This is a genomic window from Microbacterium sp. (assembly GCF_052099035.1).
Lineage (GTDB): Bacteria > Actinomycetota > Actinomycetes > Actinomycetales > Microbacteriaceae > Microbacterium.
The window spans coordinates 1-22,915 of record NZ_JBQDSX010000023.1; the positions used below are offsets into that span (position 1 = coordinate 1).

The 22,915-nt window shown below is 64.0% G+C and carries 28 protein-coding genes; 19 read left to right on the forward strand and 9 right to left on the reverse strand.

The features are described from left to right. Positions 1 to 129: 129 nt before the first annotated feature. Positions 130 to 1,227: a tyrosine-type recombinase/integrase gene (locus tag ACTIAO_RS09045; RefSeq protein ID WP_441905963.1), complete on the reverse strand. Its 1,098-nt coding sequence runs from the start codon at positions 1,225 to 1,227 to the stop codon at positions 130 to 132. Between the two features lie 115 nt (positions 1,228 to 1,342). Continuing rightward, positions 1,343 to 1,954 carry a helix-turn-helix domain-containing protein gene (locus ACTIAO_RS09050; protein ID WP_441905965.1) on the reverse strand — a complete coding sequence of 204 codons (612 nt, stop codon included), beginning with the start codon at positions 1,952 to 1,954 and terminating at the stop codon, positions 1,343 to 1,345. A 250-nt stretch (positions 1,955 to 2,204) separates the two neighbouring features. On the opposite strand from ACTIAO_RS09050, the gene ACTIAO_RS09055 reads away from it, so the two are divergent. The 13 genes from ACTIAO_RS09055 (at position 2,205) to ACTIAO_RS09115 (ending at position 10,297) form a co-directional block, all read left to right on the forward strand. Continuing rightward, entirely contained in the window at positions 2,205 to 2,399 is a 195-nt protein-coding gene (locus ACTIAO_RS09055; RefSeq protein ID WP_441905966.1) for a helix-turn-helix domain-containing protein, read from the forward strand. Then, positions 2,396 to 2,920, forward strand: a complete 525-nt coding sequence (locus ACTIAO_RS09060) for a hypothetical protein (protein ID WP_441905967.1) — start codon at positions 2,396 to 2,398, stop codon at positions 2,918 to 2,920. Before ACTIAO_RS09055 ends, ACTIAO_RS09060 begins: the two co-directional genes overlap by 4 nt. After that, on the forward strand, positions 2,917 to 3,768 hold the full coding sequence (locus ACTIAO_RS09065; protein WP_441905968.1) for a hypothetical protein: 852 nt from the start codon (positions 2,917 to 2,919) through the stop codon (positions 3,766 to 3,768). The genes ACTIAO_RS09060 and ACTIAO_RS09065 overlap by 4 nt, the downstream gene beginning before the upstream one ends. Beyond that, a complete protein-coding gene (locus tag ACTIAO_RS09070; RefSeq protein WP_441905969.1) occupies positions 3,765 to 4,517 on the forward strand; it encodes a bifunctional DNA primase/polymerase in 753 nt (250 codons plus the stop codon). Before ACTIAO_RS09065 ends, ACTIAO_RS09070 begins: the two co-directional genes overlap by 4 nt. Then, complete coding sequence (locus tag ACTIAO_RS09075; RefSeq protein WP_441905970.1) at positions 4,514 to 5,872, forward strand: AAA family ATPase; 1,359 nt, start codon at positions 4,514 to 4,516, stop codon at positions 5,870 to 5,872. The genes ACTIAO_RS09070 and ACTIAO_RS09075 overlap by 4 nt, the downstream gene beginning before the upstream one ends. Beyond that, positions 5,869 to 5,994, forward strand: a complete 126-nt coding sequence (locus ACTIAO_RS09080) for a hypothetical protein (protein WP_441905971.1) — start codon at positions 5,869 to 5,871, stop codon at positions 5,992 to 5,994. Before ACTIAO_RS09075 ends, ACTIAO_RS09080 begins: the two co-directional genes overlap by 4 nt. Next, positions 5,991 to 6,515, forward strand: a complete 525-nt coding sequence (locus ACTIAO_RS09085) for a hypothetical protein (RefSeq protein WP_441905973.1) — start codon at positions 5,991 to 5,993, stop codon at positions 6,513 to 6,515. The genes ACTIAO_RS09080 and ACTIAO_RS09085 overlap by 4 nt, the downstream gene beginning before the upstream one ends. A 181-nt stretch (positions 6,516 to 6,696) precedes the next feature. Beyond that, positions 6,697 to 6,957 (forward strand): hypothetical protein, encoded by a 261-nt coding sequence (locus ACTIAO_RS09090; RefSeq protein ID WP_441905974.1) that lies wholly within the window; start codon positions 6,697 to 6,699, stop codon positions 6,955 to 6,957. Continuing rightward, positions 6,954 to 7,202 carry a hypothetical protein gene (locus ACTIAO_RS09095; protein WP_441905975.1) on the forward strand — a complete coding sequence of 83 codons (249 nt, stop codon included), beginning with the start codon at positions 6,954 to 6,956 and terminating at the stop codon, positions 7,200 to 7,202. Before ACTIAO_RS09090 ends, ACTIAO_RS09095 begins: the two co-directional genes overlap by 4 nt. 4 nt (positions 7,203 to 7,206) lie before the next feature. Then, positions 7,207 to 7,362, forward strand: coding sequence for a hypothetical protein (locus ACTIAO_RS09100; RefSeq protein WP_441905976.1), 156 nt, complete (start codon positions 7,207 to 7,209; stop codon positions 7,360 to 7,362). A gap of 10 nt (positions 7,363 to 7,372) precedes the next feature. Next, complete coding sequence (locus ACTIAO_RS09105; RefSeq protein ID WP_441905977.1) at positions 7,373 to 8,149, forward strand: hypothetical protein; 777 nt, start codon at positions 7,373 to 7,375, stop codon at positions 8,147 to 8,149. Positions 8,150 to 8,521: 372 nt separating this feature from the next. Next, a complete protein-coding gene (locus ACTIAO_RS09110; protein ID WP_441905978.1) occupies positions 8,522 to 8,734 on the forward strand; it encodes a hypothetical protein in 213 nt (70 codons plus the stop codon). A 1,302-nt stretch (positions 8,735 to 10,036) separates the two neighbouring features. After that, a complete protein-coding gene (locus ACTIAO_RS09115; protein ID WP_441905979.1) occupies positions 10,037 to 10,297 on the forward strand; it encodes a hypothetical protein in 261 nt (86 codons plus the stop codon). Positions 10,298 to 10,319: 22 nt separating this feature from the next. Here ACTIAO_RS09115 and ACTIAO_RS09120 read toward each other — a convergent pair whose 3' ends face one another. Both ACTIAO_RS09120 and ACTIAO_RS09125 read right to left on the reverse strand, forming a co-directional pair. After that, entirely contained in the window at positions 10,320 to 10,790 is a 471-nt protein-coding gene (locus ACTIAO_RS09120) for a hypothetical protein (RefSeq protein ID WP_441905980.1), read from the reverse strand. Then, positions 10,787 to 11,044, reverse strand: a complete 258-nt coding sequence (locus ACTIAO_RS09125; RefSeq protein ID WP_441905981.1) for a hypothetical protein — start codon at positions 11,042 to 11,044, stop codon at positions 10,787 to 10,789. The genes ACTIAO_RS09120 and ACTIAO_RS09125 overlap by 4 nt, the downstream gene beginning before the upstream one ends. Positions 11,045 to 11,094: 50 nt before the next feature. On the opposite strand from ACTIAO_RS09125, the gene ACTIAO_RS09130 reads away from it, so the two are divergent. Next, on the forward strand, positions 11,095 to 11,475 hold the full coding sequence (locus ACTIAO_RS09130; protein ID WP_441905982.1) for a hypothetical protein: 381 nt from the start codon (positions 11,095 to 11,097) through the stop codon (positions 11,473 to 11,475). 58 nt (positions 11,476 to 11,533) lie between these two features. Here ACTIAO_RS09130 and ACTIAO_RS09135 read toward each other — a convergent pair whose 3' ends face one another. Then, on the reverse strand, positions 11,534 to 13,708 hold the full coding sequence (locus tag ACTIAO_RS09135) for an MMPL family transporter (RefSeq protein WP_441906012.1): 2,175 nt from the start codon (positions 13,706 to 13,708) through the stop codon (positions 11,534 to 11,536). A 70-nt stretch (positions 13,709 to 13,778) separates the two neighbouring features. Here ACTIAO_RS09135 and ACTIAO_RS09140 point away from each other — a divergent pair, with 70 nt between their 5' ends. After that, the gene (locus ACTIAO_RS09140; RefSeq protein ID WP_441905984.1) at positions 13,779 to 14,372 is read left to right on the forward strand and encodes a MarR family winged helix-turn-helix transcriptional regulator; all 594 of its coding nucleotides are present in this window, start codon (positions 13,779 to 13,781) and stop codon (positions 14,370 to 14,372) included. A gap of 3 nt (positions 14,373 to 14,375) precedes the next feature. On the opposite strand, the gene ACTIAO_RS09145 is transcribed toward ACTIAO_RS09140, so the two are convergent. Together ACTIAO_RS09145 and ACTIAO_RS09150 are read right to left on the reverse strand one after the other, a co-directional pair. After that, positions 14,376 to 14,717 (reverse strand): histone-like nucleoid-structuring protein Lsr2, encoded by a 342-nt coding sequence (locus ACTIAO_RS09145; RefSeq protein WP_441905985.1) that lies wholly within the window; start codon positions 14,715 to 14,717, stop codon positions 14,376 to 14,378. A gap of 50 nt (positions 14,718 to 14,767) precedes the next feature. Next, on the reverse strand, positions 14,768 to 15,676 hold the full coding sequence (locus ACTIAO_RS09150; protein ID WP_441905986.1) for a LuxR C-terminal-related transcriptional regulator: 909 nt from the start codon (positions 15,674 to 15,676) through the stop codon (positions 14,768 to 14,770). Positions 15,677 to 15,749: 73 nt separating this feature from the next. Between ACTIAO_RS09150 and ACTIAO_RS09155 the strand changes: the two genes are divergently transcribed. Beyond that, positions 15,750 to 16,094 (forward strand): DUF485 domain-containing protein, encoded by a 345-nt coding sequence (locus ACTIAO_RS09155; protein WP_441905987.1) that lies wholly within the window; start codon positions 15,750 to 15,752, stop codon positions 16,092 to 16,094. Next, a complete protein-coding gene (locus tag ACTIAO_RS09160; protein ID WP_441905988.1) occupies positions 16,094 to 17,728 on the forward strand; it encodes a solute symporter family protein in 1,635 nt (544 codons plus the stop codon). The genes ACTIAO_RS09155 and ACTIAO_RS09160 overlap by 1 nt, the downstream gene beginning before the upstream one ends. 47 nt (positions 17,729 to 17,775) lie before the next feature. On the opposite strand, the gene ACTIAO_RS09165 is transcribed toward ACTIAO_RS09160, so the two are convergent. Next, complete coding sequence (locus ACTIAO_RS09165; protein ID WP_441905989.1) at positions 17,776 to 18,297, reverse strand: methylated-DNA--[protein]-cysteine S-methyltransferase; 522 nt, start codon at positions 18,295 to 18,297, stop codon at positions 17,776 to 17,778. Positions 18,298 to 18,509: 212 nt separating this feature from the next. Between ACTIAO_RS09165 and ACTIAO_RS09170 the strand changes: the two genes are divergently transcribed. Together ACTIAO_RS09170 and ACTIAO_RS09175 are read left to right on the forward strand one after the other, a co-directional pair. Next, a complete protein-coding gene (locus ACTIAO_RS09170) occupies positions 18,510 to 22,172 on the forward strand; it encodes an AAA family ATPase (protein WP_441906013.1) in 3,663 nt (1,220 codons plus the stop codon). After that, positions 22,165 to 22,407: a hypothetical protein gene (locus ACTIAO_RS09175; RefSeq protein ID WP_441905990.1), complete on the forward strand. Its 243-nt coding sequence runs from the start codon at positions 22,165 to 22,167 to the stop codon at positions 22,405 to 22,407. The genes ACTIAO_RS09170 and ACTIAO_RS09175 overlap by 8 nt, the downstream gene beginning before the upstream one ends. A 91-nt stretch (positions 22,408 to 22,498) precedes the next feature. Here ACTIAO_RS09175 and mscL read toward each other — a convergent pair whose 3' ends face one another. Continuing rightward, positions 22,499 to 22,906 (reverse strand): large conductance mechanosensitive channel protein MscL, encoded by a 408-nt coding sequence (gene mscL, locus ACTIAO_RS09180; protein WP_441905991.1) that lies wholly within the window; start codon positions 22,904 to 22,906, stop codon positions 22,499 to 22,501. Between the last annotated feature and the right edge of the window lie 9 nt (positions 22,907 to 22,915).

The following is a 22,915-nucleotide window of genomic DNA, read 5'->3' on the forward strand; positions in this document are numbered from 1 at the left end:
GCAGTTGCGTCCTAAGCAAACGGTTGGGGGTTCGAGTCCCTCCAGGGGCACCAGCGGGTTTTGAGTGCTGATCAGGTATTTCTGTTGAATCTGCTACCCCTGATCTGCCGTCGTGTGCCAAGTCCTGTGCTAAGCGGTACCTGAGAAGATCTGCGCTAGCCGGTCGACGGCATCACGCTGCATGGTCTCGGTGACGTGAGAGTACACGCCGAGCGTGATCGAGATATCGGCGTGTCCTAGCCGCTCTTGCACCACGCGAGGATGCACTCCCGCTTGCAGAAGCATCGTGGCGTGGGAGTGGCGAAGCCCGTGCAGCGGGATAGCGGGCAGGGCATCCTCTCCGAGCGTCTTACGCGCGGCCGCGACTCTCACCGACCACCGCATTGTGGCTCGGTTCGGATTGATGACTCCGCCTTCATCGTTCCCAAAGATCGTCGAGTCCGACCGTGCGAGATCCAGAGAAAGGGAGCCACGCAGCGCCTTCCATGCCTTCAGAGCCGAGATGATCTCATCGTCTACGTCGATCACCCGAGCCTTGCCGCTCTTCGTCGCCTTCGTTGCACCTATGTTGATCGTGTCGGCTGCACGGCGCACAGAGATGCGCCGGCGCTTCATATCAACGTCTGACCAGCGCAGCGCCAGTCCCTCACTGCGCCGCATCCCTGTGCGTGCGAGCACGAGCCAGAATGTGAAGTGCTCGTCGCGGTACGTGTCCCGATCCCACGCCATGAACGCATTGATCTGCTCAGCGTTCCAGGTCGCCATCTCAGGCGCACCTTCGCGCACCTGGCGCCCGGTTGGCGGTTTCGCGAGCTTCGTGCGTCGAGCGGGATTCGATGCGATTAGCCCGTCATCCATCGCACTGTCCAGGATGGCACCGATGAGCACGTGGACCTTGCGCACCGTATTCGCTGAGAGTGGCGCGCCGTCCTTGCCGCCACTCTTGCGTAGCTCCCTGTACAGCTTCCGCAGTCGCGTCGTGGTGATGCTATCGATCAGCACTGTGCCGATTTGCGGGGAGACATAGAGCCGGTACTGACGCCGATATCCGGCTTCGGTCGACGGGGCGACATCAAGGCCATCGAGCCATTCCGCAGCGAAGCTGTCGAGCGTAAGGCCCTTCGGTGTCGCTGCCGCAAGGCGTTGCTTCAATCGAGCGAGCGCGTCCCTGAGGCCTTCGTCGGCTTCATCGGCTGTCGTATAACCGCCGCGGCTCGTGCGCTTCATCTCACCATCTGGAGCAGAGGGATCAACGGGCTCATAGAGCTGCCATCGCCAGCGGTCGCCCGCTTTAGTCTTGTATTGATAGAGGGCGCCACGGCCGCGACGCCTTGAGCGCTTCTCAGCCATCGCTCTTCGACTCCTCGACGAGAAGACCTTCTATTGCGTCAGTGTCGCGTTGGATCGCTTCACGCAACACTGCAACGTGTTTGGAGCTGGTGATGCCATCGCGCGAGAGTCTTGCGTCGAAGGCAATCAACGCATCCGCGAGAAGCTTGGCGGGGGTCTGATCCGGCATCGAGCCTGTGAGCCAATCGCGATCCGCCTCGCGCAACGGGTGGTTCTGTTCGTCCGCAGCGACCGCGACATCGATGAGTGCGTTCAGATAGTCATGCCACGCACGCCCATATACGTCGCGCGCTCGATCAGACAGCACGTACGCCATCATCAGGTCGGCTCCACCGCCTATTAGGCCATCGAGCGTGTACCCGAGAACGCTCGCCAGCGCGCTCGCCTCACCTACGGTGACTCTCCGTTCACCGCGCTCAATCTTTCCAATCGCGGTCACGTGCATCGTCAGTCCGCGGCTGATCAGGCCGGTGACGACCGCCTCTTGACTAAGACCCTTCAGCTTGCGAGCCGTCAAGAAACGCTCACCAAAGTTGGCATCGACCGTGGAGTAGTTAGGTGCATCCATACGCCCAGAGTAGCGGAAATAGACACCCGGTTGCATCCAGCTTCGAAACCTGCTCTACTAGGTATGTCGGGATACCGATTCTCGAAAGTGACTGAAAACTAGACAGCGGTTGAGTCGCCCCGAAGGTCAAGCCGAGAAGGGGCGCGCGAGAACGGGCACTGCGTGCGGTGTTCGTCAACTCGTAGCGGAAATGACGCAAACAAGTGACAGCCAGTAGCTGAACGACCGCACATTCGGCACCAAAGTGTGCCACCCCACCCGCAAACCCATGACGAGGAGATTCAAGATGTCGCTCGAAGACCTGAGGGCGAGCAAGTCCGCCGCCATCACCCGCCAAGAAGCTGCCGATGCCCTTGGTATCGACCCGCGCACCGTTACTGAAGGTATCCGGCAGGGGAACATTCCCAGCCTCACGATTGGCCGGCGCGTGCTCATCCCGCGCGAGAAGTTCCTCGCACTATTCGACGCCGCTGCAGTATGACCGGCAAGAAGAAAGCCCCCAGCATCGCGGCTGCCACCGCTGCTGAGGGCGAAGACCAGAACACCAACCATCACGAAGGAGAACTAGCTATGTCCATCATCTCAGATACCCCCGCCGCCGTCGAGCGCCAGTGGAGCGGACCCGCCGACGCCAGCTCCAGCGCAGCCCAGACGATCGATACTCAGATCGCAGGCGGTGGGATCACCGTCGACACCGGTCGCCTCGATTACGACGTCGAGCAGGAGTGCATCGTCGTGGACTTTCCCGGCGGTGACGTGATCCTGCTTCCGCACGAAGCGCGCAACCTCGCTGACGCGATCAATGACGCCGCAGGCGCGATCGACCGTGAGGAAGGCCCCACCATCGGGGATCTCGTCAGATGCTCACGCATCCTCGGCTTCAAGCCGTCCGAGTTTCTGGGTGCGATCGAGCCGCTGCTGATCGCTCAGCGCGAGCACAACAGGCGCACTCTCCGTCGACCTGCCGATGTGGATGAGCGTCTTCGGGAGATGGACCAGTGACGGGCGGCTTCTCTCGCGCATACCGTGGCAAGTGGCTGCCAGCGATGATCGCGGCGCACGAGTTCGTGGACAAGTCCGTGTTGCCGGTGACGTTAAGGCAGACGTTCTACTCGCTCGTCTCGCGCCAGCTGCTGGAGAACACCGAGACGAACTACCGCAAGCTCTCTGAGAACACTGCTGCTGAGCGTCGTGCTGGATCGTTCCCGGCGTTCGTCGACAACGGTCGCGAGATCCATCGCGCCTACGCCGACGTGTCGCCTTCCGCGACGCTGACTGCCGCTGCGAAGTACTACCGGCTCGACCGCAGCATCGGGCAGCCGTTCCAGGTGTGGATGCTGGCTGAGAAGCGCGGCATGACATCTGCGATGCGTGCATCCTTCGAGAAGTACGGGGTCCGCATCATCGGGCTCGGTGGGTATGCGTCACAGACACTGCTCGATGATGTGCGTCGTGAGATCGTCCGCGACGGAAGGCCCGCGATCGGCATCTACGGTGGCGACTTCGATGCGACCGGGCAGGACATCCCCCGCCACTTCCAGGACGGCACCGGCAGCTGGGTCGAATGGGTACAGGTGGCACTCACCGCCGATCAGGTGGAGGAGTACAACCTGCCAGAGAATCCGGGGAAGACGACGGACACTCGCTCTGCTGCGTTCGCTGAGCGGCATGGGCGTCTCGTGCAGGTTGAGATCGACGCACTGGAGCCTCTCGTGCTCGACCAGCTCTACCGAGACGCATTTGATCAGTTCACGGACAAGTCCGCGTTCGAGGACGTGCTCGACCGTGAGGCGGATGAGCGACAGCAGATGCTGGACTTCATCGGCACGTTCCAGGGCGGTGCCGCATGAGCGCCATGATGCGCGCAGCGCTGGAGCTCGCCGCCGCTGGATGGAGCGTGTTCCCCTGCCAGTGGGAAGGCCCAGACGGGAAAGCGCCCCTGACTATGCATGGGCATCACGATGCGTCTCGTGAACCGGAGCAGATACGGAGATGGTGGGACCGCTGGCCGCTGGCGATGATCGGTGCCAGCGTTCCCGACTCGCTGCTCGTGTTCGATATCGACCCGCGCAACGGGGGATCTCTGACCGCGCTGGAGCAGGTGCTCGGCGTCCTGCCGGCGACGCTCAGTGCACGTAGTGGCCGCGGCGACGGGGGAGGGCACCTGTACTTCCTTCGGCCTCACGGCACGCTCTCCAGCACGGCTCTGCCGGCCGGGATCGACCTCAAGCGGTCTGGCTACATGATCATGCCGCCGAGCTTGCACCCGGCAACGGGGGAGCCGTACAGGTGGCACGACGTGACCGCTGCACCCGCCGCGCTCCCACAACAGGCTCGTGCCGTGCTTCGTCCAGCGCAACGGCGACAGTACGTGAATCCTGCACCTGCTGGAGACGGGGTAGGGCTGATCCGCCACGTCGCTACCGCAGCACCCGGCGACCGGAACAAGTGCCTGTTCTGGGCCGCGTGCCGAGCCTACGAAGACAACCTCCCGGTGCTTGACCAGCTGCGTGCTGCAGCGGTCGCAACCGGACTACACGAAGCAGAGATCGAGCGCACCATCGTCTCGGCCTCCCGCACGATCGGAGTAAACGCATGACCGCACCAACCGTTCCCGCCGTCCCTCAACCTCCAGATCAGGCCCGGCGCCTGCAGCTCACCACCGCATCGCAAATCCCGATCCGTCGCCAGCGATGGTTCTGGGAGGGCAAGGTGCCGATGGGGACCGCGACAGTCTTCGCTGGCCGCGGCGGTGAGGGCAAATCCACCTTCGCCCTGTACCTGTCCGCGCTCGCGATCAGGGGAGAGCTTGAGGGCGACCTGCACGGCGCCGGCACCAACGTGCTCATCATCTCCCACGAAGACGACTGGGGAACGGTGATGAATCCGCGTCTCGTCGGCGCGGGCGCGAACCTCGACAACGTGTTCCGCCTCTCCGTCGAGACGACGGTCGACGAAGTGACTGCCGAGACGATCCCGGCGTTGCCGCTCGACATCGCGTTGATCCGTGAGGCGATCGAGACGACCGGCGCGCGGCTGCTGATCATCGACCCGATCACCTCGACGATCGGCGGGGATCTGCACAAGGTCGCTGACGTGCGTCGAGCACTCGACCCGCTCGCCTCTCTCGCGCAAGAACTCGACATCGCCGTGATCGGGATCATGCACTTCAACAAGGGCACCGGCAACGCATCCGACAAGCTCTCGGGATCGCACGGATTCCGAGACGTGGTGCGATCCCTGCTGCTGTTCGCCACGGACGACGAGACCGAGCAGCGCATCGTCACGATCGACAAGTCGAACTACTCACAAGAGCGCGGTGCATCGTTCGCGTTCAACCTGGTGTCCGCCGACGTCGTAACCGCCGATGGAGAGACGACCTCAGTCGGCTCGGTGCAGTACCTCGGCGAGACGGACCTCACCGTGAGCGACATCATCAACCGGACGCCGGCTGAAGGTGACGGGACTGCCGATGACCGCAACGCAGCTCAGGCATTCTTGCTCGACTACCTCCGTGGCCGTGACAGCTTCGAAGCAGCTGCAGGCGACGTGCTGAAAGCTGGCCGAGCAGCAGGGTTCAGCGACACTGACCTGAAGAATGCTCGCAGGCGGTGCCGTGATCCCCGGATCGAATCTCAGAAGTCAGGCTTCGGCGCGGGCTGGGTGTGGGCAATCACTCACGAAGGTGTCACCGAAGGTGTCCAAGGTGTCACCTCTGGGAAAGACGACACCTTCGACACCTTCGTGACACCTTCGACGCCACGCGAGCCTACCGATAAGGAGGTCGCGCCAGTGTCCTACCTCGATAGCCGGGCCGCGATCGTCGAGCGAGCGAACATGCTCTGCCCCGTCTGCCTCGCCCCGGTCGGGATACTCAACCCCGGCTACTGCGACGTGAACGACACCGCTCACGCCAACCATCGAGCCGACGCCGCAGCGGAGGTGAACGCATGAACGCCTGCCCCGACTGCAACGCCGACACCCGGCTACTGCAGATCGAGCCGAACGTGTACGTGTACGCGATCGAGCACGATGACACCTGCCCGATGCTCCGAGCGATGGAGAAGACGCGATGACCGTTGGCGACTGGGAAGAGGACGCACGCAATCTCCTTATCGAATGGATAAAGCCATCCACCGCTGGTCTGTCGCCACTCGACAGGCAGGGAGCCGAGTGGTGGCGAACCGCGTTCAACAAAACCGGCCCTATCAAGGCTCGGTTGTTCCAATACAACGACGGACGCACTAACGCCTGGCACGTGAGCCCACTGGCGCAACCGCCTCAACCACCGCTCTACCGCGTGCAACCACGACACGCGCAGCCCAAGTGGTCCTGGTGGAACAGTCTCGAGTGGGCGCAGCAGCACCTGTTGCTGATCGACACACCGGGGACGTGCATCATGCGCGCCTCTGCGATCAACCACGTCTACGCAACGATCACGCACGAGCGGCAAACACTGGACGGTCGCATCGAAACAGGCTTCGCAGAAGTCATCTGTGAAGTCACCGAATGGAAGAGATTCCAAGATCCTACGTCGATAGCCGAGCAGTTCACAGCTACAAGCGCCGCTTATGCGGTTCGGGCGGTCAAGACATGAGCGCACCCAAGCCCCTCAACATGTCCGCTATGTCATCGGCATGGGATGACCCCGTTGCCTTCGCCCGCGAACTCCACCGGTATTACTCGCAGCTTGAAGCGTCAGGGCATCGACTGCCAGCGCACGACTGGACCCAAACATCGCACAACACGGCTGAGGCCGTAGATACGGAGAAGAGCGCATGAGTAACCCGCTAATCGAGAACGAAACCCCAGCCGACACATTCGAACGCCTCGGTATCTCACCAGGCGTATGGGCGACGGCCGCAACAACCGAGTGGACGCATCCCGAACCGAACAAGTGGGAAGTCCGCCCGTCACATTTGAACACCCGCGGTGCACTCGACCTCGCACGCCTCGCACTCGAGGGCGGCTGGGCGATCGCCATACACGGATCAAGCAGCCGCCTACGCATACGCATCTACCGAAAGGAAATCAAATGACCGAACTACGAGACACCATCGCCACGGCGCACGGTGTCAGCGATGAAGACCGCGACCTGCTCATGACCGGCATCGATGAGGACACCCTCACCATGCAGGCCGAACGGCTCAACCCGCCGCAGGATCTCTCACAGGGCAACATCGCCCGGCGTGAAGGGCAGACAGTGCAGCGCGGCCATGACGAAGACGAAGACATGCGCGGATTCACCCGCGAAATGTTCGGCAACACCGACGACCTGGAGTAACACCATGACCGATGGAAACACCGACGACCTGAAAGCCTTCGCGCGCCAGATCTTCGCCGCAACCGAGACGGCCCGCGTGGAACTCACACCCGAGCCCGACGCAGACGACACCCTGCGGGAATTCACCCGCGGCATTTTCGCCAACAACGACAACGACTAAGGAGAACCCAATGAGCAACATCCGTAGCATCCGCAGCAGCGCATCCGCCATCACGAACACGGCCACCAAGCACGGCGTCAAGATCACCAAGGATCTGCAGGCGCAGATCAACACCGCCGCGCAACTCATCGAAGATGTCGAGAACTACCAGGCATCCGACCTCAGTGTTGCCGGTGCCGTACTCGATGCCCTCCGCATGAATCAGCAGCCACACCACGACCCTGATGTGATCGCCGCAGTTGTCGCGCAGACCATCGGCAACAACCACAACATCGCAGACGTGGCACGGCACGAGCTCGCAGACGTGATCCGGCAGAACCTGGATGCGATCACGGCGGCATTCAAACCCGTGTATGACCAGGCCGGCGAAACACTGGCCACCGAGCACGCGCGCCTCACCGAATGGGGTATCGCTGAGATCGGAGACATCGACCTCGCCCGCGTGAGTGTGGACATCGCCAAGAGTGCGGTGAAGGCACGAGAAGCACTCACCATCCTCCGTGACATTCGACAGGCGCTCGGCACCACACGAGTAGCAGTAGGCGCAGCAACACTTCCACAGCTGTACATCGAGTACAGCGGAAGCTGGTCAGACATCGGCGGACATCGCCCGATCAGTGACCCATGGGAAGCCCTCAGCGCTGGGCACATCGTCACCCTCGCCACGACAGAGGAAGCCAACGCACGACGAGACGGACTCCAGCACATCGACCAGGCCCGGGCATCCGAAGCAGACGCCGCCTTCCGTGACCAGTTCAAGTCAGCACCAAGCCTCGCCACACGCTGACCAATGTGTGGGTCTGCATCTCACAGTGCAGGCCCACACCGAACACGACGAGAGAGGCGGCACGACATGGGCGACATTCGAACAATACTTCGAACACCAGGGGGAGTGCCCCCCACGACGCGCCGACCAAGACCTCCGGTGCTTGACGTTCTCTCTCTCCGGACCTGAACAGGTCGCCCTAAAACATATGTTCGAATATCCGTTGTCCCCGTGTTTCCGCGGGTTTGGGCCGAGAAAGTAGGTATCAAGATGACCGTTCCAAGAGCCCCTAGAGGGCTAAAGACGGGTGGTAGACGTCTGTGGAGCCGTGTTCTGGGCGAGTTTGAGCTCGCTGAGCATGAGGAGTCGCTGTTGTTACAGGCGTGCAGAACGGTGGATTTGCTCGACCGCCTGCAGGCTGTCCTCGATGTGGAAGATGTGGTGATTCAGTCCCCGCAGGGATCGAAGGCGCACCCGGCCGCGGTGGAGTTTCGGCAGCAGGCGTTGACGTTCGCTAAGACGATGGCCTCGCTGCGCATCCCCCTTGATGACGATCAAGTGATCGGACGCACTCAGCAGCGGGTGGGCATCCGGGCGGTGTCCTGATGCGCAGGAGAGTTCGGGAGCGTCAGGCCGGCACTCTCGCACCATTCACCCCACCGGCAGGCGATGCGCACACCCAAACCGCGGCATGGCTCGCTTGGGATGCGAAGATGACCGCTTACGAGCTTGCTCACCCTGAGCAGGAGGATGAATGCGATTGGGCACGCGATCAGTCCATCGTCCCGGATGGGCCGTTCAACCCGGACGACATCTGATTCTTTTCTTTTTTCCACACAACATCGGCGGGGCTGGTGGTCTTCGGACTGCTGGCCCCGCCTTTCTGCGTTCGCGCCGAGCGGAGCATCTAGAGTGTGCTCATGTTCGCGTGGTTCAAGAGTCGCCCCAAGGTCGTGTCCGTTGCGTTCCGGGATCTTGCTTCTCCGGCTCCGGACGGCTTGGGCGGTGCGTACGCCTATGCCTGGTCACTGAGCACGGCTCCCGAAGTTGGTATGCGCGTTTTCGTGCCAGGTGGAGATGGGAGGTCCGCATCCGCCGTCATCGTAGACGTTGGCGCAGCCCCGCCCCGAGGCATGACCCTCAAGTCTGTAGCGCGCCTGGCGTCCGCCGCCGAGGTTCAAGCGGCTCACGATGCGGTGCTGGCGAGCAAGACCACATGGCTGGATATGGCACGGAAAGCGGCCGGGCTCCCTATTGCGACGCGCAAGCGCAAGCCGCCCGAGGGGTTCGACGTCTTGCCTCCCGCCGACGGGAAAGCTTCAGCGTCTGAGGCCGGTCAGTATGGGCGGGTTTGGTGGCGAGCGTTCAAGCTCGCACAGGAACTCGGCCGGCCGGTGGAGGAGGTATCGAGATTCGAGAGTATCGCTCGACGCTGGTACGCGGTTAGAGACAAGGGTGGGAACCGTCAGAGGTGAAAGCCCCGCCGCCGTCAGCGCATCGCGATGAATCACCGTGTGCTAAACCGTGTGCTACCGACGATGCGGAGTGGTGAATCTGGATGTCGATAGGACGGCTTAGACACCCCTGATCCCCTTGATTTCACGCACCGACAGGCAATTCAGTGTCGGTAGTTGTCAGAGCTCTCGAAAGAGTTCGAGTCCCTCCAGGGGCACCATCTGACCGACGCCTCGCGATGACCGCCGCGTTGGCATGGAGACGCAGCATCCGTAGCTGAGCGCCGGCCTTCTCGTCGATGTACCCCGTTACTTCGCTGCCCTCGGCTCGTTCCGTGACGGTGATGCCGGCCCGATCATCCGCGACTTCGCAGGCGCGAGCAGGATCGCGGCGACGACGGGCACGCAGCTCGTCGATGCTCTCGTCGAGCAGCTCGAGGAGTCCCGCGCGAAGATGGTGGGCGTCCGGGCAGATGCCGCGGCGTGGAAGATCCTGCCCCACCTTGTGGGCCAGCCAGCGGTGAACGTCAAATACCTCAAGAGCGCGCTGGGTCTCGGGGAGATGACCGCGCTTCGAGCGCTCGATTCGCTCACCGAGCGCGAGGTGCTTACTGAGACCACGGGGAAGAGCCGTGGCCGCGTGTGGCAGCATCGCGGCATCTTCGATGCCCTGGATTCGTATGCATCGGAGATTCGCCGGCTGTCGGGGCGCTGATGCGTAGCCGTAGCTACTCGCGTCAGAGCAGATCATCCTCGTGAGGGCGCGGACCATGCGCATCCTGGTTCGCCAGCGCGAGCGCGGTGATGGCGAGTGCGGTCATGATGATGCCGGCCGGGTTGGCGACACCGATCGCAACATCGAGCCACGGCTGCTCGGTGCCGCTGAGGATCGTCTGCAGACCGTCCGGCGTGATGTCGGGGATCGTGGCACCGAGTAGCAGGCCGCATCCCCAGGACGCGATGAGGGTGGCCCAGGTGGATGCGCGGACGGAGAACCCGCGCGTGGCTGCGCGCGCGAGGGCCCGGCCGATGAACGCATTGAGGATGACGACGAGTACGCCGATCAGCAGATAGACGAGCGTGAGCTCCCCACCCCGGCCGAACAGGAACCGCCCGAAGACGATCCAGAGCGCGACCAGGAGCCCGGCGATCGGCACGCCGATTCTGCGGGCTGCGGCCGCTTTCCGGATGCGGTGCCCGCTGGTCACTCGCCGGATGCTTCGTCGGCGGCATCCTCCGCCTGCTCGACCACTTCCGGCTCGACCTGCGGCCGACCGACGATACCGATGCCGACTGCCTCATGGCTCGGCTCGGGCTCGTCGCGCTGGGGTGCCTGGGGCTCCTCCGCCGGTTCTTTCTCCGTGCTGGGTTCCTGCATCTGCTCGGTATCGGGCATCTGATCAGTCGCCGGCGGCTGCGGTTCGTTCGGGTCTTGACTCGTGGGCTGATCTGATTCGCTCATGATCTGTTCCTCTCGTCGGGTGTCCGTCATGCTACCTCTACGATAAACACGTGACCCCGCTCGATGTCCTCGCCACCGTCGGCGAGGTGCTGTCCTGGGTCGGACTGGGAATCGGCATTCCGCTCCTCATCCTCTCCGCGATGGTCGCGCTCGCCGAAGGCCGCTGGGAGCGCGTGGATGTGGCAGTTGTGGAACGCGATGGTGCGATGATCGCGCGCTGGTTCGCCGGGGGAGACTTCCACGAGCGTCGGCTCACAGCGCGAGAGCGGGGGTTCGACGACTGGCATCAGGGGTATGTGCGTGTGCGAGATCCGCAGCATGCCCGGCTTCACCCGCCCGTACTGCGTCGACTCACCTTCACGCTCGGTGCGATCTTCACCGGGATCGGGATCATCGGTTTCATCGTTTCGATGATCCCCGCGTTCGTCTGAGACCAGCCTGGGTACGCAGATCAACCTGCGTGCCCAGATCAGCCCGGTGCGCAATCGGCTATCGCTTGTCGCGCCACAGCTTCGATGGCCACCAGATCGCACGGCCGATGTCATACGACAGGGCCGGAACCAGCAGGGAGCGAACGACGAACGTATCCAACAGCACGCCGAAGGCGACGATGAACGCCAGCTGCACGAGGAACAGGATCGGGATGACGGACAGCGCCGCGAAGGTCGCAGCCAGCACGAGTCCGGCCGAGGTGATCACGCCGCCGGTGACCGACAAGCCCCGGAGTATGCCCTCGCGCGTACCGTGCGTGATCGTCTCTTCGCGCACTCGTGTCATCAGGAAGATGTTGTAGTCGATGCCGAGCGCAACGAGGAACACGAAGCCGTACAGCGGGACGGCAGGATCCGCACCGGGGAAGTCGAAAATTCCGTTGAACACGAGTGCCGAGACGCCCATTGCTGTGCCGAACGACAGCACTGTGGTCAGGATCAGCAGAATGGGCGCCAGCACGGCGCGCAGCAGCAGCATCAGAATGACCAGGATCACGGCGAGAATGATCGGGATGATCAGATTGCGGTCGTGGATCGACGCATCGTTCGTGTCGACCGCGGTCGCTGTCACTCCGCCGACCCGCGCGTCGATGTCGTCGAGTGAGACCCGCAGATCGCGCACCGTGGCTGCTGCCGCATCGGAATCCGCTGCATCGGTCAACGTTCCCTGCAACATCACGTCACCGTCGACGACAGTGGGCTCGGGCGCCGGCGTTCCCGGGCGTCCCATCGCGGTGATACCGTCCGCCGTGACGCTTGCGGTGCCACTCGGAGAATCCGTCGCCGTGACGGCGACCGAGTCAACCCCGTCGCTTGCGAGCAGTACATCCGCGGCATCCTGCAACGAGTCTTCGGCCACGACGACGTACACCGGGCTGCCGGAGCCGCCCGGGAAGTGCTCACCGAGTGCGGTCTGTCCCTCGCGGGCCTGCGAGGAGCCGAGGACGAGTTCGGACTGGGGCACACCTGAGGCGTCGAGTTGTGTGAACCCGGCGGCTCCAGCGAGCAGGACCAGGGTCGTGACGATCCAGATCAGGCGCGGACGCCGCTTGATGGCACCGGCGAGCCGGGCCCAGAGCCCCGTCGCGCGGAACCCGTTCTTCGAGTCGACAGTCTCCGGCTCGAACTTCGGTCGCCGTGGCCAGAACGCGGCACGACCGAAGACGAACAGGAGTGCGGGCAGCAGGGTCAGGGCCGACAGCATCGCGAAGACGATGCCGATAGAGGCGACCGGCCCGAGCGTGCTGTTGGACTTCAGATCGCTCAGCAGGAGGCACAGGAGCCCAGCGATCACCGTTCCACCGGAAGCGGCGATCGGTTCGACGGATCCCTTCCATGCGGCCATAACCGCAGCGCCCTTGTCCTTCGTCGTGCGCAGCTCATCTCGGAATCGGGAGACGAAGAGCAGAGAGTAGTCGGTGGCCGCGCCGATCACGAGAATGAAGAGGATGCCCTGCGTCTGACCGCTCAGCAGCAGGATCTCCCACTTGGCCATCCACCACACGACCAGAAGCGCGACGCAGAGTGCGAACAGGCTTGTGGAGAGGACCACGATCGGCAGCAGTGCGGAGCGGTAGACGAGCAGCAGGATGATGAAAACCGCGACGAGCGCGACACCCAGAAGTAGACCGTCGATGCCGGAGAACCCCGCGACCAGGTCAGCCGAGAACCCGGCGGGCCCGGTCACATACACGCTCACGCCGGGCGGGGCGGCGTCTTGCAGCGCCTCTTCCAGGGCCGAAACGGTGTCGCCGAGGTCTGCGTCGCTGGAGACCGGGATAAAGGCCTGGACAGCCCTGCCGTCTTCGGAGGGGATGGCGGGGGAGACCTCGTCGGCAATGCCCTCGATGTCGGGCGTCGCCTCTATCGCCGCGTCGATGGCGGCAAGCTGATCCTCATCCAGCTCGCCGTCGCCGACGAAGACCACGATCGAGGGGATCGCATCCGAATCGTTGAACTCGCCCAGCAACTGCTGAACCTCGGTCGCATCCGCCGATGATGGCAGGTAGCTGGTCTGGTCATTGGATGAGACCTCGCTCACCTTGCCGAACAGCGGGCCGCCGAGCCCTGCTCCCACTAGCCACGCGATGATGAGTACAGCGGGCACGAACACGCGTACCCACGAATGGCGTCGGACCCGAACGCGTGGGGCGGAGTCGGTTACTTTGATCATCTCACCCATTTCCCTAGCCTGGCTAGTTGAAAACATAGCATGAAATATTGCTTGAGGTAACATCATGAACATGCCCGACGCTCCCCGAGGTGGTAAGCCGCCGCGGCCGTTCGCGCCCGGAACGGGGATCTACGAGCTGGACGTCAACGACCCTACGGGCGAGCTCGTCGACCGGAGCGCTGTTTCTTCCTCTGAGATGCAGGAGATCAATGCACTCATGCGCGCGCTCGGAGGATTACGGGATGCCGAGCAGAAGCTCTCCGAGGCGTCATTGCGCTACATGAAACTTAATCACACGGATATGCGAGCACTGCACTTCCTAATCGTGTGCGAGAACAGCGGTTCGATCGCCACGCCGGGGGCGATCGCATCGCACCTCGATATCTCGACGGCATCCACCACGAAACTGCTGGATCGTCTGGAGCGCGGCGATCACATCACCCGCTCGCCGCACCCCTCTGACCGTCGCGCGCTCGCGATCGCCATCACGCCATCGACTCGGAAATCGGCGATCGACACTGTGGGGCGACAACACGCTCGTCGATTCATCGCTGCGGCGCGACTGACACCCGCGGAGCGCGAGACCGTCACTCGGTTTCTCACGGACATGAAAAATGAGATCGCCCTCGGCGATGAGCCGTGGGCGATCCCAGTAGACGAATGATGGTCAGTGCGCGGCGCGGTAGGCCTCGACCACGGATGCCGGAATACGGCCCCGCTCGGAGACCTTGTGTCCGTTTTCGCGTGCCCATTCGCGAATCGCCGCCGTCTCGGGAGATGCGGCGGAGCGCTTGCGGGGAGCACCGCTGCGGGACTGCGTCACGCCAGCACGCCGAGCGCCAGCGATGTACGGCTCGAGAGCCGCGCGGAATGCGTCTGCATTCTCTGTTGTCAGATCGATCTCGTAGGCGGTGTTGTTGAGAGAGAAATGAATTGTCTCTCCCTCACCGATTCCGAGGACAGTTCCATTGATGTCGTCAACCAACTGGTGCACAATACGTCGGGCCATTCCATAATCATACGCTCGGGGAATATATTTCAGCTGATAATCAGAACAACTCAGGGGAGAATTCCCGCGCGGCGTGCCCGGGCGACGGCAGCATGCCTCGTGGAAGCATCCAGCTTTGACATAGCGGTCCCGAGATAGGCCTTTACCGTTCCTTCTCGCAGACCCAAGTGCGAAGCGATCTCGGCATTTGTGCTTCCGAGCGCGGCGCACGCAAGAACATCGGTTTCACGGGGTGAGAGTTTCACGACGGAAATCGGACGCGTGTTCGTTCCCTTCGCACCCGATGGCGTGTCATCGGAAAAGGCGATAAGTCGCTGCTCGAGCTGTCCGAGCCGTGCGCGCAGTTGCGCATCGGTGACCTCCGCCGAGATGCTGCGCAGTTCCGCGAAGCTCTCCCGCAGCTCTTCGCGGGCGGATGGGGTCAGTGCTCGGGTGGACGGTGACATCGCGTGCATCCGTCGCTCGACCTCATCGTGGATGCGCAATTCGGATGCCACGGCCTCCGCCACCGACATCGCAGGAGCTGTCGTCACGCCGCCGACGGGTGATTCCTTCCACGCTCCGGCGTAGAGCACGCCACGGGAACGTCCATTGACGACGATCGGAACAGCCAGGAGCGTGCGCAATCCCTCGCCGAGGACGAAGCCGTCGTAGTCGTGTGTGATCTGTTGGGATGCGCCATAGTCGCTGGTCATCCGGGGGCGCTGCTCCATCATCGCCCGGCCGCCGAGCCCGCGCTCCGGGCGAACCTGGAGTCCGTCGAGGCTGTGGGTGCGCGTGCCGGTGATGCTGCTCACCGAGACGGCGCCGTCTTCGAAGAGGCCGCCGAATGCGACAGGGAATCGGGTGCGTCGAGCTAGCTCGCGCACCGCTTGTGCAACGAGATCGTCGTTCGGATCAAACGCGAACGTAAGGCCCCCTTCGGGTACTGACTTTCGGGGGTGACGGCGGGGCGCCACCTTTTCGTAGCGTTGACCCTACCACTCGCGAGACCACGGTCGCGCGATGCTCAACATGTGGCAAGGAGGCCCCATGACTGACCGAAAGCCCGAAGAATCCCCGGGCGCAATCGACTACATCGCTGTAGAAGAGTCGCCGAGATTCCAAACGTTGAAGCGCACGCAGCGCTCATTCATCTTTCCACTCGCCGCGCTCTTCCTGATCTGGTACTTCGTGTACGTCCTTCTCGGCGCATATGCGCACGAATTCATGGCGCAACGGGTCTGGGGTGACATTACCGTCGGGCTCCTACTCGGGCTCGGACAATTCGTCACGACATTCGCGATCACGATGGCCTATGTGTCGTTTGCGAACCGAAAGCTCGACCCGAAAGCCCAAGAGATCCGTGAAGAACTCGAGAAGGTCGAGGTCCGGTAATGCATCTGATTCCTATGGCGGCCCCGGCCGCGGCAGAGAACAATCCCGTCCTCAACATCTCGATATTCGCGGCCTTCGTGGCGGTGACGCTCTTCATCGTCATTCGTGCCAGCCGCAACAATAAGACAGCGGCCGACTATTACGCCGCCGGTCGTTCATTCACCGGCCCGCAGAACGGATTCGCGATCGCGGGGGATTACCTCTCAGCGGCATCCTTCCTCGGTATCTGCGGAGCCATCGCGGTCAACGGCTACGACGGCTTCCTCTACTCCATCGGATTCCTGGTCGCGTGGCTCGTGGCGCTTCTGCTGGTCGCCGAGTTGATGCGCAACACCGGCAAGTTCACGATGGCCGATGTGCTCTCGTTCCGCCTCAAGCAGCGCCCGGTGCGGTTGGCTGCGGCGATCACCACTCTTGCTGTCTGCTTCTTCTACCTTCTCGCTCAGATGGCGGGAGCAGGCGGCCTCGTGTCGCTGCTGATGGGTATCGACGGTCGGATCGGTCAGTCGATCGTCATCGCCGTCGTCGGCATCCTCATGATCATCTACGTGCTGGTCGGGGGGATGAAGGGCACGACCTGGGTGCAGATCGTGAAGGCGTTCCTGCTCATCGCCGGAGCCGTCGTGATGACGATCTGGGTTCTGGCGATCAACGGATTCAACCTGAACACGCTGCTCGAAGCTGCCGTTGACGCATCGCCTGCGGGCGGCGCGATCCTCGCTCCCGGGCTCCAATACGGCGCGAACCCACTGGACTTCGTCTCACTCGGACTGGCCCTCGTGCTCGGCACCGCGGGCCTTCCCCACGTGCTGATGCGTTTCTACACGGTTCCGACCGCAAAAGAAGCACGTCGGTCGGTCGTCTGGGCGATCTGGCTCATCGGCGGCTTCTACCTGCTGACTCTCGTGCTCGGCTATGGCGCCGGCGCACTCGTCGGACCAGAGGCCATCAAGGCGGCGCCCGGTGGCGTGAACTCCGCCGCACCACTGCTCGCCCAGTACCTCGGCGGACCGGTGCTGCTCGGCCTCATCTCGGCTGTCGCGTTCGCGACGATCCTCGCGGTGGTGGCCGGTCTGACGATCACGGCGGCAGCGTCGTTCGCCCACGACATCTACGCGAACGTGATCCAGAAGGGACGGAAGAAGGCCGATGGCTCGCCCGTCGACGCTGACCCGAACGCCGAAGTGAAGGTGGCTCGTCGCACTGTGGTCGTCATCGGCATCCTCGCCATCGTCGGTGGCATCGGTGCCCAGGGGCAGAACATCGCCTTCCTCGTGGCACTCGCGTTCGCTGTTGCGGCATCCGCGAATCTGCCGACGATCCTGTACTCGCTGTTCTGGCGACGGTTCAACACGCGCGGAGCGGTGTGGAGCATGTACGGCGGGCTGGCATCGGCGATCATCCTCATCGTTCTCTCGCCGGTATTCTCCGGATCGGAGACGGCGATGATCCCCTCGATCGATATCGCGATCTGGCCGTTGAACAACCCGGGAATCGTGTCGATCCCGCTCGGGTTCATCCTCGGATGGCTCGGTACGATCACCAGCCGGGCGACCGAGTCGCGCGAGCTCGCAGCCGAGATGGAGGTGCGCTCACTGACCGGCTTCGGTGCCGAGAAGCCAGTCGAGCACTGATCGATCGGCGACGAGCACGTGACCCCCGGCGGCCCACTCGCCGGGGGTCACGTCGTCTGGTTCTGTTCGAGATCGAGCAGGTATCGCTTGTATTCGGGATGCGCGCCGTATTGTCCGGGCGTTCCGTCTGAGCGCACCACGCGGTGCACGGGCACGATGATCGAGAAGGGTGTCAGACGGCAGGCGGTGCCGACAGCACGCGCAGCGCCCGGGCTGCCGGCGAGTACGGCGACTTCGCCGTAGCTGGCGGTCTGGCCCCATTCGATCTTCGTGATCTCCTGCAGAGCGGTGCGATGGAAACCGTCGATCAGCCGCCAGTCCAGCCGCACCTCTTCATCGAAGCGCACCCGAGACCCTGCGAAGTAGTCGGCGAGCAGGTGAGCGAGCTCGTCGGCGGCGCCGGGATCCGGCACGGGGACGTCACGGAGTCGGCTGGAGACATCCTCGAGGAGCCAGGGAACTGATGGGTCGGCGGCTTCGGACAGATCGAATCGAACGATGCCCTCGTCGGAGAAGACCACCAGTGCATCCCCGAAGGGTGTGGGAGCGAAGTCGTAGCGGAAAGTCATGAGCCCATCTTGACCCTTCGTGCACAGGCGTATCCGCCGAGATGGCACGAGTGGGGGAGAAGCCGCTGATCATGGTCGGGTGTGGAGGAAAAGTGGCCCAATCCGGTGAAACCCGCCCAGGATACAGGGTGCGCGCCGTTGTGGAGCCTAGTCTGTCGTATGTGTGGCGACGTGAAGACAAAGCCGCGAGCGCCGCGGCCGCGGCGGCCGCGATGGAGATCAGCGAGCAGCAGCGCAGCCCGACAGATGTCGTGGTGGCGCACATCGCCGACGCTGAACGCACACGGATCCGCGCTGAGGTCGCCGAACTCGGCGGGCGCTCGCCGCTGATCACCTACCGCGACACGGTCGAGGGCGGTATCGACATCTCCAAGGCTCACCCCGGGAGCCTCCCGCAGTTCATCACGGGCAAGTCGACGCTGCTGTCCAACCTGTTCCGGGACGAAGTCGGACTGCGCACTGCACGCCTCGCGGCTGAGCGCATCACGGCGAAGAACACCGAGCTGCGAACAGTACGCGGAATCGATGCTGTCCACCTCGCCGTCGGCATCGCCGGTTGGCGTATCGGCGGTGCCGATTTCGCAGCGCCCGTGCTGCTGCGTCCGCTGGCGATCCGCCGGCACCACACGGATTACGAACTGAAGCTGCAGGGCGCGTTCATCGTGAACCCCGAGCTCGTGCGGGTGGCCCGTGAGCACTTCGGCATCTCGATCGACGCCGAAGCACTGGCATCCCTCGCGTATGACGGCGGCATCTTCAAGCCGCAGCCCGTGATCGACCGGTTGCGCGCCGCTACCCAGTCGATCGACACGTTCACGGTGCTTCCGCGTCTGGTCGTCTCGACGTTCGCCGATGTCGGTGCGACGATGGCGCGCGACAGCCATGCGCTCAACCACCAGCTGCTCAATGCCCTCGCCGGCCATGTGGACGACCGGGAGCGGGTGACCGCGGCTCGTCCGGAACCCCACGTCACCAGCCCGGATGAGCGCGCCCCCGCATCGGACACGCTTCTGCTGGACGCGGATGCTGAGCAGGAGTCCGTGCTCGCGCGTATTTCTGCCGGACACTCACTGGTCGTGGCGACTCTGCCGGGCACCGGCGGCACGCAGACGGTGATCAACGCGCTGGGAGAACTCGTGCGCGCCGGCAAGCGCGTCCTCGTGGTCTCGGCCAGACGCTCGACACTGGATGGCGTCAGGCACCGTCTCAGCGGAATCGGCCTCGACAGCCTGGCGGTCTCACCTGGCAGCATCCGTCGTGATCTTGTTCGCGCCATCGGGCGCAATGAGAAGGCGAGCGCGCCGAAGGCGGGCGATGTCGATGACGCGCTGGTGCGCCTGCGCAACGTGCTGCTCGATTACCGCAAGGCGCTGTCGACTCCGATCGACGGACTGGATGCGACGATTCTGGATGCGACGAGACACCTCACCCGTCTTGCATCCCTTCCGACGCCGCCGTCGACCACCGCGCGGCTGAATGTCGACACGCTGCGCAGCCTGGCCGGAGGGCGTGCGGATGCCGCAGCCGCTCTCGTACAGGCCGCGCGACTGGGGGAGTTCCGTTTCGGGCCGGATGACTCGCCCTGGTACGGAGTGAACTTCGGCAGCACCCAGGATGCTCGCTCCGCGCACGAACTCGCCGGTCGGCTGCACGCCACGAGTGTCCCGGACCTCCTCGAGCGCGGCTACGCACTGATCTCCCAGACGCGGATGCGTCCCTTCGCCACGATCGACGAGCTCGGCGAGTACCTGCGCCTGCTCGAGGGAATCCGCGATTCGCTGGACCGCTTCAGCCCCACCGTTTTCGAGCGACCGCTGGGCGAGCTCATCCAGGCGCACGGATCACGCCGTGATGCTCCTGCGATGTCGAGCGCGAACCGCCGCCGGCTCCGCAGGCTCGCCAAGGAGTATGTGCGCCCCGGCGTGCACGTCACCGAGATGCACGCGGCGCTGCTGCGCATCCAGCAGCAGCGCACGCAATGGCAGCGTTTCGTCGACGCCGGGGTCGCCCCGGAAGTTCCCCTCGGTCTCGGCGATGTGTACTCGTCATGGCAGCGCGTGACCGCTGAGCTCTCCGAACTGGACGCAGCTCTCGGCCGCAAAGAGCCGCTGGCGACGCTCCAGGTGGAGCGACTCGTGCGCACTCTCGCCGGGCTCGCCGCGCAGTCAGACGTGTTCGACAACCTCGTCGAGCGCGCCACGATCCGCGACAAGCTGGCGACGCTGGGTCTGGAGCCCCTGCTGGCCGAGCTGTCCGTCCGTCACGTCTCCGATGATGAGGTTGCCGACGAGCTCGAGTTCGCCTGGTGGCAGTCGCTGCTCGAGCGCGCGCTTCAGGACGATCGAGCACTGCTCGGCGCCAACACCGCAGTGGTCGATCGTCTGGAGCGGGACTTCCGTCTCGTCGATGAGGCGCATGCATCCATGGCAGGCCCGCTGCTCGCCTGGCAGTTGGCCAACCAGTGGCGCATCGGAATCGTTGATGAACCGACCGAGTCGCAGAATCTGCGTCGCGCACTCACTCACGGCACACCGACCACGGCCGAGATCGTCTCCGCAGCGCCGACGCTGATGAATGTCCTTGCGCCGGCCTGGATCGCATCACCGTATCTGGTGCCGGAGATTCCCGACTCGGTGGAGTTCGACACCGTGCTGCTGGCGGATGCCGCTGCGATCAACCTCGCCGAGGCCACCCCGGCTATTCGCCGCGCACGCCAGGTCGTTGCCTTCGGTGATTCGGTGACTCAGCGTCCGACACCGTTCGACATGGCGGTCGATCCCGGCGATGACTGGGAATCGGAGGCGCCGTTCGATGAGACCTCCGTGTTCGAGCGCCTCGCCGAGCTGCTGCCGGTCATGACACTCACGCGCAGCTACCGAGCCGGCGGCGAAGATCTTGCCGAGCTCATCAACGATTCCTTCTACGGCGGCGAGATCGTGTCGCTGCCGTGGGCAGGGTCCTACCTCGGTCGGGGAAGCCTCACCGTCGACTACGTCGAGGGCGGCGTCGGAGCCCCCGACCCGGTCTCGGGCGCCGTCGAGAGTCCGGATGCCGAAGTCGCCCGCGTGGTCACGCTGGTCGTCGAGCATGCCGTGCACCGGCCGTCGGAATCGCTCATGGTCATCACGGCCAGTGCCCGCCATGCCGAGCGCGTGCGCGCCGCGGTGACGACGGCGTTCGCCGGACGATCGGACGTCGCCGACTTCGTCGGCCGATACACCGCGGAGCCGTTCGCCGTGCTCACCCTCGAGGAGTCCGTGGCCGAGAGCCGGGATCGCGTGATCTTCTCCCTGGGGTACGGGCTCACCAAGCACGGCCGGGTGCTCAGCGACTTCGGTGATCTGTCCACGCCCGATGGTGAACGACTGCTGACGGTGGGTATGACCCGTGCGCGGCGGTCGATGGTGCTGGTCTCCTCGATCCGACCGTCGTCGTCCGACGGCGGACGGCTGGAGCACGGCGCATCCACGCTCATGTCGATCCTCGGTGGCCTTGCCGGTCGCGGGCGCGAGTCGCGACTGGAAGATCTCGCCGACCCGTTGACGCTGGCGCTTGCCCGCGAACTTCGCCGTCTCGGAGCCTCGGTCGATGTCGACTACCGTGGGCTGCTGCCGCTGGTCGCGCAGCACGACGGCAAGGCGGTCGTCATCGAGTCCGACCCGGAGACCCTGGGAGAATCGCTGCGTGAGTCGCTGCGACTGCGCCCGCACGTGCTCCGGCGCCTGGGCTGGCACTACGTCCGCGTGCACGCCTTTGATCTGTACAGCGATCCGGTGACCGCGGCATCCCGCATCGCCGCCGTTCTCGGGATCGCCGCCGACGCGGTGCGCGCCGACACCGACACGCAGCCGATCGACCTGCCGGGCGATGTCTGATTCGCAGAACGGTGCGGCGGATGAGTCGGGTGCGGATGCCGCGAGACAGGATGCCGCGGCCAACGAGCCCCAGCGCATCGTGAGAGTCGCCGGGAGCAGGCGTGCGCGGCTGACTCCGGTGCCCGGGACAGACCCGTCGCCCGATGTGCCGGCGAAGCCGGAGCATCCGGTGCCGCGGGGCGCGCGCGGCACGAACGATGAGCAGCTCTTCCGGGACATCCCGCCGCACTACTGACGCCCGGACACGCCGAAAGGGCAGTCCAGCACGGTGCGCGAGGCGCCAACCGTGCCGAACTGCCCTTTCGGTGCGCGTCAGACGCTCGAGGTCAGACCTCGGAGTTCTTGCGCAGCAGGTCGCGGATCTCGATGAGCAGCTCCTGCTCGTTGGGAAGAGTCTCCTCTTCTACCGCGGGGTTCTTCGCTGCCTGGCGCTCCTTGTACTTGTTCATCGGCATGACGAACACGAAGTACACCACGAGGGCAACGGCGATGAAGCTGATGATCGCCGAGATCAGATCACCGAGCGGGAACGTCACCGGGTTGCCGTAGATGTTGGTCAGCGTGGGGCCGAAGTTGCCGGCAGCATCCGCTTCGAAGAACAGCGCGACGATCGGATTGATGATGCTCGAAACGACGGCATTCACGATTGCGGTGAACGCACCGCCGATGACGACCGCAACCGCCAGATCGATGACATTGCCCTGGGCGATGAACTCTTTGAATCCCTTGAACATGGGACCCCC

Coding starts and splice junctions, on each gene's coding strand:
- ACTIAO_RS09045 (WP_441905963.1), bottom strand. CDS start 1,227: ATGAAGCGCACGAGCCGCGGCGGTTATACGACAGCCGATGAAGCCGAC.
- ACTIAO_RS09050 (WP_441905965.1), bottom strand. CDS start 1,954: ATGCAACCGGGTGTCTATTTCCGCTACTCTGGGCGTATGGATGCACCT.
- ACTIAO_RS09055 (WP_441905966.1), top strand. CDS start 2,205: ATGTCGCTCGAAGACCTGAGGGCGAGCAAGTCCGCCGCCATCACCCGC.
- ACTIAO_RS09060 (WP_441905967.1), top strand. CDS start 2,396: ATGACCGGCAAGAAGAAAGCCCCCAGCATCGCGGCTGCCACCGCTGCT.
- ACTIAO_RS09070 (WP_441905969.1), top strand. CDS start 3,765: ATGAGCGCCATGATGCGCGCAGCGCTGGAGCTCGCCGCCGCTGGATGG.
- ACTIAO_RS09075 (WP_441905970.1), top strand. CDS start 4,514: ATGACCGCACCAACCGTTCCCGCCGTCCCTCAACCTCCAGATCAGGCC.
- ACTIAO_RS09080 (WP_441905971.1), top strand. CDS start 5,869: ATGAACGCCTGCCCCGACTGCAACGCCGACACCCGGCTACTGCAGATC.
- ACTIAO_RS09085 (WP_441905973.1), top strand. CDS start 5,991: ATGACCGTTGGCGACTGGGAAGAGGACGCACGCAATCTCCTTATCGAA.
- ACTIAO_RS09090 (WP_441905974.1), top strand. CDS start 6,697: ATGAGTAACCCGCTAATCGAGAACGAAACCCCAGCCGACACATTCGAA.
- ACTIAO_RS09095 (WP_441905975.1), top strand. CDS start 6,954: ATGACCGAACTACGAGACACCATCGCCACGGCGCACGGTGTCAGCGAT.
- ACTIAO_RS09100 (WP_441905976.1), top strand. CDS start 7,207: ATGACCGATGGAAACACCGACGACCTGAAAGCCTTCGCGCGCCAGATC.
- ACTIAO_RS09105 (WP_441905977.1), top strand. CDS start 7,373: ATGAGCAACATCCGTAGCATCCGCAGCAGCGCATCCGCCATCACGAAC.
- ACTIAO_RS09115 (WP_441905979.1), top strand. CDS start 10,037: ATGGTGGGCGTCCGGGCAGATGCCGCGGCGTGGAAGATCCTGCCCCAC.
- ACTIAO_RS09125 (WP_441905981.1), bottom strand. CDS start 11,044: ATGAGCGAATCAGATCAGCCCACGAGTCAAGACCCGAACGAACCGCAG.
- ACTIAO_RS09135 (WP_441906012.1), bottom strand. CDS start 13,708: ATGATCAAAGTAACCGACTCCGCCCCACGCGTTCGGGTCCGACGCCAT.
- ACTIAO_RS09140 (WP_441905984.1), top strand. CDS start 13,779: ATGCCCGACGCTCCCCGAGGTGGTAAGCCGCCGCGGCCGTTCGCGCCC.
- ACTIAO_RS09145 (WP_441905985.1), bottom strand. CDS start 14,717: ATGGCCCGACGTATTGTGCACCAGTTGGTTGACGACATCAATGGAACT.
- ACTIAO_RS09155 (WP_441905987.1), top strand. CDS start 15,750: ATGACTGACCGAAAGCCCGAAGAATCCCCGGGCGCAATCGACTACATC.
- ACTIAO_RS09160 (WP_441905988.1), top strand. CDS start 16,094: ATGCATCTGATTCCTATGGCGGCCCCGGCCGCGGCAGAGAACAATCCC.
- ACTIAO_RS09165 (WP_441905989.1), bottom strand. CDS start 18,297: ATGACTTTCCGCTACGACTTCGCTCCCACACCCTTCGGGGATGCACTG.
- ACTIAO_RS09170 (WP_441906013.1), top strand. CDS start 18,510: ATGGAGATCAGCGAGCAGCAGCGCAGCCCGACAGATGTCGTGGTGGCG.
- ACTIAO_RS09175 (WP_441905990.1), top strand. CDS start 22,165: ATGTCTGATTCGCAGAACGGTGCGGCGGATGAGTCGGGTGCGGATGCC.
- mscL (WP_441905991.1), bottom strand. CDS start 22,906: ATGTTCAAGGGATTCAAAGAGTTCATCGCCCAGGGCAATGTCATCGAT.